This is a genomic window from Shinella sp. M27 (genome assembly GCF_049199905.1).
In the GTDB taxonomy this organism is placed as follows: domain Bacteria; phylum Pseudomonadota; class Alphaproteobacteria; order Rhizobiales; family Rhizobiaceae; genus Shinella.
Genome location: NZ_JBLZPK010000034.1, coordinates 39751 through 50192 on the forward strand (window position 1 = coordinate 39751; position 10442 = coordinate 50192).

Annotated in this window: 11 protein-coding genes; 5 read left to right on the top strand and 6 right to left on the bottom strand. The window is 61.8% G+C overall.

Features of this window, described 5'->3' with window-relative positions:
* Positions 1-58: 58 nt before the first annotated feature.
* The 4 genes from ACOZK4_RS14165 to ACOZK4_RS14180 form a co-directional block, all read right to left on the bottom strand.
* Positions 59-835, bottom strand: a complete 777-nt coding sequence (locus ACOZK4_RS14165) for an amino acid ABC transporter ATP-binding protein (protein WP_421592437.1) — start codon at positions 833-835, stop codon at positions 59-61.
* 17 nt (positions 836-852) lie between these two features.
* The gene (locus ACOZK4_RS14170; protein WP_421592438.1) at positions 853-2007 is read right to left on the bottom strand and encodes an amino acid ABC transporter permease; all 1155 of its coding nucleotides are present in this window, start codon (positions 2005-2007) and stop codon (positions 853-855) included.
* 1 nt (position 2008) lies between these two features.
* Positions 2009-3217, bottom strand: a complete 1209-nt coding sequence (locus ACOZK4_RS14175) for an amino acid ABC transporter permease (RefSeq protein WP_421592439.1) — start codon at positions 3215-3217, stop codon at positions 2009-2011.
* Positions 3218-3314: 97 nt separating this feature from the next.
* Complete coding sequence (locus tag ACOZK4_RS14180) at positions 3315-4343, bottom strand: amino acid ABC transporter substrate-binding protein (RefSeq protein ID WP_313525243.1); 1029 nt, start codon at positions 4341-4343, stop codon at positions 3315-3317.
* A gap of 354 nt (positions 4344-4697) precedes the next feature.
* Between ACOZK4_RS14180 and ACOZK4_RS14185 the strand changes: the two genes are divergently transcribed.
* Complete coding sequence (locus ACOZK4_RS14185; protein WP_421592440.1) at positions 4698-5888, top strand: cystathionine beta-lyase; 1191 nt, start codon at positions 4698-4700, stop codon at positions 5886-5888.
* Positions 5889-5928: 40 nt separating this feature from the next.
* Here ACOZK4_RS14185 and ACOZK4_RS14190 read toward each other — a convergent pair whose 3' ends face one another.
* On the bottom strand, positions 5929-7089 hold the full coding sequence (locus ACOZK4_RS14190) for an FAD-dependent monooxygenase (protein ID WP_421592441.1): 1161 nt from the start codon (positions 7087-7089) through the stop codon (positions 5929-5931).
* A 21-nt stretch (positions 7090-7110) separates the two neighbouring features.
* Entirely contained in the window at positions 7111-7359 is a 249-nt protein-coding gene (locus ACOZK4_RS14195) for a zinc-finger domain-containing protein (RefSeq protein ID WP_421592442.1), read from the bottom strand.
* A 165-nt stretch (positions 7360-7524) separates the two neighbouring features.
* On the opposite strand from ACOZK4_RS14195, the gene ACOZK4_RS14200 reads away from it, so the two are divergent.
* From ACOZK4_RS14200 to ACOZK4_RS14215, 4 genes are all read left to right on the top strand, one after another.
* Positions 7525-8310, top strand: a complete 786-nt coding sequence (locus tag ACOZK4_RS14200) for an alpha/beta fold hydrolase (protein WP_421592443.1) — start codon at positions 7525-7527, stop codon at positions 8308-8310.
* Between the two features lie 91 nt (positions 8311-8401).
* A complete protein-coding gene (cysE, locus tag ACOZK4_RS14205) occupies positions 8402-9235 on the top strand; it encodes a serine O-acetyltransferase (protein ID WP_421592444.1) in 834 nt (277 codons plus the stop codon).
* 94 nt (positions 9236-9329) lie between these two features.
* Positions 9330-9533, top strand: coding sequence for a DUF3126 family protein (locus ACOZK4_RS14210; protein ID WP_117371167.1), 204 nt, complete (start codon positions 9330-9332; stop codon positions 9531-9533).
* Between the two features lie 505 nt (positions 9534-10038).
* Positions 10039-10392 carry a phasin family protein gene (locus tag ACOZK4_RS14215; protein WP_421592445.1) on the top strand — a complete coding sequence of 118 codons (354 nt, stop codon included), beginning with the start codon at positions 10039-10041 and terminating at the stop codon, positions 10390-10392.
* The last annotated feature ends 50 nt before the right edge of the window (positions 10393-10442 follow it).

Consider the following 10442-nt stretch of genomic DNA (forward strand, 5'->3'; position numbering starts at 1 on the left):
GCAGCAAAAAAAGGCGAGCCTTGCGGCCCGCCTTCGCAAAATCCCGATGCCGACCCGCTTAGTGCAGGATCTGGCTGAGGAAGAGTTTTGTGCGCTCGTGCTGCGGATTGTCGAAGAACTCGGCCGGCGAATTCTGTTCGACGATCTGGCCCTGGTCCATGAAGATGACCCGGTTGGCGACCTGGCGGGCGAAGCCCATTTCGTGCGTCACGCACAGCATGGTCATGCCTTCTTCGGCCAGCGACACCATCGTGTCGAGCACTTCCTTGACCATTTCCGGATCGAGCGCGGAGGTCGGCTCGTCGAACAGCATGATCTTCGGCTTCATGCACAGCGAACGGGCGATCGCCACGCGCTGCTGCTGGCCGCCCGAAAGCTGGCCGGGATATTTGTTCGCCTGTTCCGGGATCTTGACGCGCTTGAGGTAGTGCATCGCCACTTCCTCGGCATCCTTCTTCGGCATCTTGCGCACCCAGATCGGCGCCAGCGTGCAGTTTTCCAGGATCGTCAGATGCGGGAAGAGGTTGAAGTGCTGGAATACCATGCCGACTTCGCGGCGCACTTCGTCGATCTTCTTCAGGTCGTTGGTCAGTTCGATGCCGTCGACAACGATCTGGCCCTTCTGGTGCTCTTCCAGCCGGTTGATGCAGCGGATCATCGTCGACTTGCCGGAGCCCGACGGGCCGGCGATGACGATGCGCTCGCCTTTCATGACCTTGAGATTGATGTCGCGCAGAACGTGGAAATCGCCGTACCACTTGTTCATGTTGGTGATCTCGACCGCGACATCCGTGGTGGAGACTGCCAGTTTTTGCGCCTGGGCTTGGGTTGCCATATGTGTGTTCCTCTCACTTATCTCTTGTGGCTCTTGTCGAGGCGGCGTTCGATGAAGGCCGAGTAGCGCGACATGCCGAAGCAGAAAATCCAGAATGTGAAGCCGGCGAAGATCAGGCCCGTTAGCGGCGTGACCGGCGTGATCCAGCCCGAATCCCCAAAGCTCGCCTTCACGATGCCGAGCAGGTCGTACATCGAAATGATCGTGACGAGGGACGTATCCTTGAACATGCCGATGAAGGTGTTCACGATGCCGGGGATCACGAGTTTGATGGCCTGCGGTAGCACGATGAAGGTCATTTTGTGGAAGTAGTTTAGACCAAGTGCATCGGCCGCTTCATATTGTCCTTTCGGAATGGCTTGAAGACCGCCGCGAATGACCTCCGCCATATAGGCGGATGCGAAGATCGACACGCCGATGAGCGCGCGCAGGAACTTGTCGATATTGTTGCCCGGCTCAAGGAAGAGCGGCAGCAGCACGCTCGCCATGAAGAGAACGGTGATCAGCGGCACGCCGCGGATCAGTTCGATGAAGGCGACGCAGACCGTCTTCAGGATCGGCATGCTCGACCGGCGGCCGAGCGCCAGGAGGATGCCCGCCGGCAGCGAGATCGTGATGCCGACGAAGGAGATGATCAGCGTTACCATCAGGCCGCCCCAGAGCGACGTTTCCACATGGCGCAGGCCGAAGACGCCGCCAAGCAGCAGGAAGAACGCGACCACCGGAAGCACGATGAGCAGCAGGATCGCGTTCAGCCGCTTGCGCGGCACCTTCGGCATCAGGAAGGGGATGAGCAGCCCGACGAACATGGCGACGACCAGAAGCGGCCGCCAAAGCTCGTCACGCGGGTAGGAGCCGAACATGAACTGCACGAAGCGATCGCCAACATAGGCCCAGCAGGCTCCGTTCCAGCCGGCGGGCAGCTGGCCGCCCTGTTCGACGGTCAGGCAGGCCGTGCGATCCGACCCGGTCCAGACGGCCGAGACGAACAGCCAGTTGATCAGGCCCGGTAGGAAATAGACGAGTGCGGCAAGCGCAATGAGCGACAGGACGCTGTCCTTCACCGAGGCGAAGAGGTTCTTGCGGATCCAGCCGATGGCGGTCGAATCGGACAGCGGCGGCTTTTCGGGCTCGAGGAACCGGTCGCGGACATAGGTAATGGTCTCGGTCATCTCAGCGCTCCACCAGGGCCATCTTGGCATTGAACCAGTTCATGAACAGCGACGTGACGAGGCTGATCGAGACATAGATCAGCATCCAGATCGAGATGATCTCGATCGACTTGCCGGACTGGTTGAGGATGGTGCCGCCGACCGCGACGAGATCGGCATAACCGACGGCCACCGCGAGCGAGGAGTTCTTGATGAGGTTGAGATACTGCGAGGTGAGCGGCGGAATGATGATGCGCAGCGCCTGCGGCAGCACGACGAGGCGCGTCGCATGGCCGGGCCGAAGGCCGAGCGCATAGGAGGCTTCGGTCTGCCCGTGCGAGACGCCGCGGATGCCGGCGCGCACGATCTCCGCAATGAACGAGGCCGTGTAGAGCGACAGCGCGAGATAGAGCGCCAGGAACTCCGGCCCGATGACCATGCCGCCCTTCATGTTGAAGGAGCCGGGCACCGCGTAGTCGAGCGTCAGAGGCTGGCCCATCACGATGAAGACGGCAAGCGGCAGGAGCACGATGAGCGCCAGATTGACCCAGAGAACCGGCGGGCGCTGGCCCGTGGCGCGCTGGCGGGCATTGGCCCAGATCGTGAAGGCGATGGCCGCGACGATGCCGATCAGCAAGGCGGCGAGCACCACGCCGAACCCTTCGCCGAATACCGGAGCCGGCATGTAGATGCCGCGGTTCGAGATGAAGAAGACGGCGCCCGGATCGTCCTTGACGCTCTGGAAGATCGTGCGGATGGAGGGCAGCAGGGCGAGAACGCCGAGATACCAGAAGAAGATGACGAGCAGCGGCGGGATGTTGCGGAAGATTTCCACATAGACCGTGCAGAGCCGCGCGATCAGCCAGTTGTGCGACAGGCGCCCGACGCCGACCAAAAGGCCGACGACCGTCGCGGTGACGATGCCGGCGGCGGCGACCACGAGCGTGTTGAGGAGGCCAACCTGCAACGCGCGGAAATAGGTCGAGTCGCTGGAATAGGAGATCAGCGCCTGCGCAAGGTCGAAACCGGCGCGGCTGTTCAGGAAGCCGAAGCCCGCCGTCATATTGGCGCGGGCAAGGTTCTGGACGACGTTGTTCCAGGCGTACCAGACGGCGCCGATGATCACGACGAGCGTGACGACCTGATAGACGACGCTTCTGAGCGCCGGATTGTAAAGAAGCGATACCTTCGGCGGTTCGCCGGACCCTGTTCGGGCATCCGCAAGAGCCATGCATTTCCCCTGACGTTGTTTCGCCCTGTTTGCCGGGCGTTTGTTTTAAAGGGGAGGGCGTTTATGCGCCCTCCCGATCGTCACGTCTGACCGTAGCTTAGCGGATCGGCGGAGCGTACTGCAGGCCGCCCTTCGTCCACAGGCTGTTCAGGCCGCGGGCGATCTTGAGCGGGGAACCTTCGCCGACATTGCGCTCGAAGGATTCGCCATAGTTACCGACAGCCTTGATGATCTGCACGGCCCAGTCTTTCGGCAGACCGAGGTCGGCACCGATGGTCGAGTCAGCTTCTTCGCCGAGGAAGCGCTTGATATCCGGGTTCGCGGACTTCTTCATCTCTTCGACATTTGCGGTCGTGATGCCGAATTCTTCGGCGGCGACCATCGCATAGTGCGACCAGGTCACAATGTCGAACCACTTGGAGTCGTTCTGGCGAACGGCCGGGCCGAGCGGCTCCTTGGAGATGATTTCCGGCAGAACCATATGGTCGTCCGGATTGGCCATCTTCAGGCGGATCGAGTAGAGGCCCGAAGCGTCGGTCGTGTAGGCGTCGCAACGGCCGGCATTGTAGGCGGCGTCGGCTTCATCCTGCGCTTCGAAAACGACCGGCTTGAAATCCATGTTGTTGGAGCGGAAGTAGTCGGCGAGGTTCAGTTCCGTCGTGGTGCCGGACTGCACGCAGACCGAGGCGCCGGAGAGTTCGAGCGCCGACTTCACGCCGAGCTCCTTCTTCACCATGAAGCCCTGGCCGTCATAGTAGTTCACGGCGCGGAAATCGAAGCCGAGCTGCGAATCGCGGCTGACGCTCCAGGTGGTGTTGCGGGCGAGAAGATCGATTTCGCCCGACTGCAGAGCCGGGAAGCGGTCCTTCGCCGAAAGGGGAGTGAACTTCACCTTGGTGGCATCGCCGAAGACGGCAGCGGCCACGGCCTTGCAGAGATCGATGTCGAGACCGGCCCAGTTGCCGGCCGAATCCTGCGCGCCGAAACCGGCGAGGTTCGAGCCGTTCACGCCGCACTGCACGAAGCCCTTGGCCTTCACGTCAGAGAGCGTATCTGCCTGAGCAGCCGTTGCGCCAAGCCCCAGCACGGCAGCGCCAACGAGCGCTGTCACGATTTTTTTTGCCATTTTTTCACAACCTTTTTCTGTTGTCTTTGTTTTGTCCGCTGGTCACGCATTCGAGTGAACACGGTGCGGAACTCGCCACCCTCCCGGCGCGAGGTTGCTTATCTCATTCTCAAAATTTCACAGGGTCAAGTGACCGAGCCCATTTTCCAGGTCGTAACCCAAATTTGTCGGCATTTGGCGCACTTCTGGGCAGAAAATCGGGGATTTGTGCAATAAATCGCCCAAAAAATCCGCGCCTTTTGCATTCGAAGCGCTTTGGCCCTCGTCTCATCCTTTCGTATGGGGGTTGACCTCCCGTGCCCACTGACGAAAAGTCGAGCCATCAAGTCCCCTCGCATTTTCCGGATCGATCCCATGAAAAACAGAGACGAAATCCTCGCCGGCGCCGGCGTGAACACCCGCCTTGCCCATGCCGGGAACGACCCGGCGGATTATCACGGTTTCGTCAATCCGCCGGTCGTGCACGCTTCGACCGTGCTCTTCCCCAACGCAGCGACGATGGAGAACCGGGCACAAAAATACACCTATGGCACGCGCGGCACCCCGACGACGGATGCGCTTTGTGCGGCGATCGATGAGCTGGAAGGCTCTGCCGGCACCATTCTCGTGCCGTCGGGTCTGGCTGCCGTCACCGTGCCGTTCCTGGCCTATCTCTCGTCCGGCGATCACGCGCTGATCGTGGATTCGGTCTATCACCCGACGCGGCATTTTTGCGATACGATGCTGAAGCGTCTCGGCGTGACCGTCGAATATTACGATCCGATGATCGGCGCGGGCATCGAGGCCCTGATCAAGCCGAACACCAAGCTGGTACATACGGAAGCGCCAGGCTCCAATACGTTCGAAATGCAGGACATCCCGGCGATTGCCGCCGCCGCGCACAAGCATGGCGCCGTCGTCACCATGGACAACACCTGGGCGACGCCGCTCTATTTCAAGCCGCTGGATTTCGGTGTCGATGTCTCCATTCATGCGGCGACGAAGTATCCGGCGGGTCACTCCGACGTGCTATTCGGCACCGTCTCGGCCAATGCCGCCCATTGGGACCAGCTGTTCGACACGCAGATCACGCTCGGCACCTGTGCATCGCCCGACGATTCCTATCAGGTGCTGCGCGGCCTTCGCACCATGGGCGTGCGGCTGGAGCGGCACCAGGAAAGCGCGCTTGAACTGGCGCGCTGGCTGGAAGGTATTGAGGACGTGTCGCGCGTGCTGCATCCGGCATTGCCGAGTTTTCCGGGCCACGATCTGTGGAAGCGTGACTTCAAGGGCTCGAGCGGCATCTTCTCCATCGTGCTCGACGGCGGCTCGCCGGAACGTCACAAGGCCAAGGCTCATGCCTTCCTCGACGCGCTCGGCATCTTCGGCCTCGGCTATTCCTGGGGCGGCTTCGAATGCCTGGCGGTGCACGTGAACCTCAACGACCGCCGCGTCGCCAAGGGGCCGGAAGAAGGTCCGGTGCTGCGCCTGCAGATTGGCCTCGAAGATGTGAAGGATATCAAGGCGGATATCGAGCGCGGGCTGGTCGCAGCGCGCGCCGTTTGACGCAGAAAATGCCCTCATCCGGTTTGCCGGGTGAGGGCTTTCAATCGGGCGTGCGGTAACCGTAAAGCCAATCCAGATCGCCGGCGAGTTGCTCCGGCTTGCGCAGCGAGAGCACGAGGTTGCGGGCAAGCGCGACCGGGCCGCGGGCGTGGTAGGCGAAGCGGTTGAAGGCACCGCGGCTGCGGACTTTTTCGACGCGTTCCCGGCGTTCCTTTTCGAATCGGCGCAAGGCCGATCCGATATCGGTGGCGCCGGCGAGGCGGTTCGCCAGCAGCGCCGCGTCCTCGATCGCCATTGCCGCACCCTGCGCCGCAAAGGGCGTCATGGCATGGGCGGCATCGCCGATCAGCACCATGTCTTTCCCATCCGTCCAGGCACCATCGGCGCAGCCGAAGAGCGGCCAAGCCATGGGGTTCTGCGCCTCTTCTATGAGACGGCGGATGCCCGCGTGCCAACCGGCGAAGGCGTCCTGGAAACGGCCGCGTGTCAGGGCATCGCCCTTGCGCGTCCAACCTTCCGGCGGCGCATCGGCCTGCGCATGGATCGCGACGATGTTGAGGGCCTGCATCTCCGCCAGCGGATAGGCGACGAGATGGGCGTGCGGACCGAGAAAGGCCGTTACGGTGCGTGGATTGAGGAAGGCCGGCGCCAGGCCATAGGGCACGAGGAAGCGCCAGGCGATATTACCGGAATAGCGGGCGGGCAGGGCGCCAGGGACGGCTTTGCGCAGGCGGGACCAGACACCATCGGCGGCGATCAGAACGTCCGATGGCGCGAGGGCGCGGGCGGCTTCGGCGCTTTCGATTCGCTGGCCCGTCGTCAGCGTGCAGAGCGGGTTTTGCCTGATCGCATCGATGAGAACGGCTTGGAGCGACGCCCGGTGCAGGACGCCGTAGGGTGCACCCCAGCGGCTGCGGGCAGCCTTGCCCGCTGGAACGGAAGCGAGGGGAGACAGCGTGTTTCCCGAGGCGAGCAGGATATGATCCGGTTCGCTCCAGCAGGCGCTCAGTGCATCGAGCAAGCCGAGATCGGCGAGGATGCGCGAGGCGTTGGGGGACAATTGCAGGCCGGCGCCGACCTCTTCGAGAGCGGGGGCCTGTTCAAGAATGTGGGAAGGGATGCCCTTGCGGGCGAGCGCAAGGGCTGTCGTCAGGCCGGCAATGCCGGCGCCGACGATGGTCGCTGATGAAATCGAGGACATGATGGTGCGGCCCTTCGGCCGTCACGCCGCCGCCTGGTTGGTGAAGATGCAGCCAGCGGGTTCCGTCTGAGTAGCCTTCAGGGCGGGGTTGTAGCGGTAGAGCGTCGAGCAGTAGGGGCAGACCTTTTCATTGTCGTCGCCCATGTCGAGGAAGACATGCGGGTGGTCGTAGGGCACCGAGGCGCCGACGCACATGAATTCCTTTACGCCGATCTCGATGACACCATGGCCGCCGTCGTTCTGGAAATGGGGAATGCTGTGCCCAGCCATGTCATGCTCCGTGGAAGTCCGTTTTCTGGCGCGGACCATAGTCGCCTTCCGGTGAAATGTGTAGATGCAAAACCGTCGCGGCGGCGACGATTTCCTATGCCGGGCGTTTTCTCCGCGGGCAAAGGGCAGTATGAGCAGGTCTAAGAAAACGAAAGACGGCCCGCGATGAACCTCGACAACCCGCCCTTTTCCCGCTTCACCCATGAAGGTCTGGAACTTGCCTTTTTCGACGAGGGTGACCCGTCGGGCGAACCGGTGTTGCTGATCCACGGCTTTGCCTCCAGCGCCAGCGTCAATTGGGTGTTTCCCGGCTGGCTGAAGACGCTGGGTGATGCCGGTTACCGTGTGATCGCGCTCGACAACCGTGGCCATGGCGCCAGCGCCAAGCCGCACGATCCGGCGCTCTATACGCCGCCGCTGATGGCGGGCGATGCGGCAGCCCTGCTCGATCATCTCGGCATTCCCGAAGCCCATGTCTTCGGCTATTCGATGGGCGCGCGCATCACTGCCTTCATGGCGCTGGCCCATCCGCACCGCGTGCGCTCCGTCGTTTTCGGCGGGCTCGGCATCGGCATGGTGGAGGGTGTGGGCGACTGGGATCCGATCGCCGATGCGCTGCTCGCGCCCTCGCTCGACGTCGTGACCCACGAGCGCGGCCGCATGTTCCGCGCCTTCGCCGACCAGACGAAATCCGACCGCCAGGCGCTTGCCGCCTGCATCATGACTTCGCGGGATCTTCTGACCGTGGAAGACATGGGCCGCATCGATGTGCCCGCCCTGATCGGCGTCGGCACGAAGGACGATATTGCCGGCAATCCGCAGGATCTGGCAGCCCTGATGCCGGATGCCCGTGCACTCGATATCCCGGGCCGCGACCACATGCTCGCCGTCGGCGACAAGGTTTTCAAGCGCGCCGTGCTGGATTTCTACGGGGAGATCGGCGCGCGCTGACACGCCGTTTACGACAAAGCGCGTCCGGCCATTCCGCTGTGACGTGCTTTGCTTTATATATGATCCGGTAGGATGATGAAGGAGTGCGGCAATGGTCGCGACGAATGAACTCAGGGCCGGCGACAAGCTCAAGGCCATGGATCCGATCTGGGACAGCCTGCGCGAGGAAGCCCGCGTTGCCGCCCAGGCTGAGCCGCTCCTGGCGGCCTTTCTCTATTCGACGGTGCTGAACCACCGCTCGCTGGAGGAAAGCGTGATTCATCGCGTCTGCGAGCGCCTCGACCATCCGGACCTGCAGGCTAACCTCCTGCACCAGATCTTCGACGAAATGCTGGAAGACTGGCCGGAATGGGGCAGCATCCTGCGCGTCGATATCCAGGCCGTGTACGACCGCGACCCCGCATGCCTGCGGTTCCTGGATGCCGTGCTCTATTTCAAGGGGTTCCACGCCATCCAGACGCACCGCGTCGCGCACTGGCTCTACAAAAGCGGCCGGCGCGACCTTGCGCTGTACCTTCAAAGCCGCTCCTCCAGCGTGTTCCAGACGGATATCAACCCGGCCGCCCATATCGGCAAGGGCATCTTCCTCGATCACGCGACGGGTCTGGTGGTCGGCGAAACCGCGTCCATCGGCGACAATGTCTCGATCCTGCACAACGTGACGCTCGGCGGCACCGGCAAGGAGGGTGGCGACCGCCATCCGAAGATCGGTGACGGCGTGATGATCGGTGCCGGCGCGAAAATCCTCGGCAACATCCATATCGGCCACTGCTCGCGCATCGCCGCCGGCTCCGTCGTGCTGAAGCCCGTGCCGCCGAAATCGACGGTTGCCGGTGTGCCGGCGCGTGTCGTGGGCGAGGCGGGCTGCAACGAGCCGTCGCGTGCGATGGATCAGCTGCTGGCCGCCTTCGACTACGACCTCTGACCGGAAAAGTCGGCTGGTACCTGTCTTCAAGGGTTTACACGCTCTGAGGCAGGTGCGAGAAGCGCGGCACAGCAAATCGTTACGGAGACATATCGTGAAGCCGGAAGAAATCAGGAAGCTTGAGGCCTACTTCAAGCGCAATATCAACAAGGAGATCGTCATCAAGGCGCGTCCGCGCAAGGATGAATCGGCCGAAGTCTATCTTGCTGATGAATTCCTGGGCGTCGTGTTCCGCGACGACGAGGACGGCGAACTCTCCTACAACTTCTCCATGGCGATCCTCGACATTGATCTGTGATCTCTAGGATATTGCAGGACTTCAAAAGCCCGGCTGCCCTTGGCGCCGGGTTTTTTGTTTCTGGCACCTACTTCTGCCCTTGGCTCCTGCTTCTCCTCCGTCATCCTCGGCCGAGCCGAGGATCCATACATCCGGTACCGCCTCGCGTGTGGCATGGATCCTCGGCTCAAGGCCGAGGATGACGTCGAGGGAGGGTGGGCGTCGGTGGCAGTCGGCGAGGTATGATAGGCCGAGGTATGATAGGCAAAAGGCGACGAACGGACACGGCGGTGAAGGGCAGCTCCACCGTGACCGCCCAAAAGCCGCAAATCACCCGAACTGTTCTCGCTCCGACGCCATTTATTATTATTTTGCGACGGCTTGGCTTTTCTCAACGCCAATAATCATACCTATCGCGCAACGTGTTGCTTTGGTTGAAAAATATTGCATCGCACCATTTCATTGACTTTTTTGTGCATTGCATATAGATTTCGGACCATACCCCCGGGATCCAAAGGAGACTTCGATGTTCAATTTTGACGATGCAAACAAGAAGGGCAAGGAAGCCGTGGACACGTTCGTGAAGAGCTACACGACGGCTGCTCAGGGCTGGCAGGCTATTGCGACCGAGACCGCCGACTTCTCCAAGAAGTCCTTCGAAAACGGCCTTGCCCATTTCGAAAAGCTCTCCGGCGTCAAGAGCGTCGAAGCTGCAGTCGAACTCCAGGCCGCTTTCGTGAAGTCCTCCTATGAAGGTTTCGTCGCTGAAGCCACGAAGCTCAGCGAAATGTATGCGGACATCGCCAAGGGCGCCTACAAGACCTACGAAGCACCGGTCACCAAGGCCGCTGCCGCTGCCAAGTCGGCCGTCGCCGCCTAAGGTTCTCTCGTAAAGCGTACGCGTATAACGTTTATCGGCCGGCTGCGGGC

Coding starts and splice junctions, on each gene's coding strand:
- ACOZK4_RS14165 (WP_421592437.1), bottom strand. CDS start 835: ATGGCAACCCAAGCCCAGGCGCAAAAACTGGCAGTCTCCACCACGGAT.
- ACOZK4_RS14170 (WP_421592438.1), bottom strand. CDS start 2,007: ATGACCGAGACCATTACCTATGTCCGCGACCGGTTCCTCGAGCCCGAA.
- ACOZK4_RS14175 (WP_421592439.1), bottom strand. CDS start 3,217: ATGGCTCTTGCGGATGCCCGAACAGGGTCCGGCGAACCGCCGAAGGTA.
- ACOZK4_RS14180 (WP_313525243.1), bottom strand. CDS start 4,343: ATGGCAAAAAAAATCGTGACAGCGCTCGTTGGCGCTGCCGTGCTGGGG.
- ACOZK4_RS14185 (WP_421592440.1), top strand. CDS start 4,698: ATGAAAAACAGAGACGAAATCCTCGCCGGCGCCGGCGTGAACACCCGC.
- ACOZK4_RS14190 (WP_421592441.1), bottom strand. CDS start 7,089: ATGTCCTCGATTTCATCAGCGACCATCGTCGGCGCCGGCATTGCCGGC.
- ACOZK4_RS14195 (WP_421592442.1), bottom strand. CDS start 7,359: ATGGCTGGGCACAGCATTCCCCATTTCCAGAACGACGGCGGCCATGGT.
- ACOZK4_RS14200 (WP_421592443.1), top strand. CDS start 7,525: ATGAACCTCGACAACCCGCCCTTTTCCCGCTTCACCCATGAAGGTCTG.
- cysE (WP_421592444.1), top strand. CDS start 8,402: ATGGTCGCGACGAATGAACTCAGGGCCGGCGACAAGCTCAAGGCCATG.
- ACOZK4_RS14215 (WP_421592445.1), top strand. CDS start 10,039: ATGTTCAATTTTGACGATGCAAACAAGAAGGGCAAGGAAGCCGTGGAC.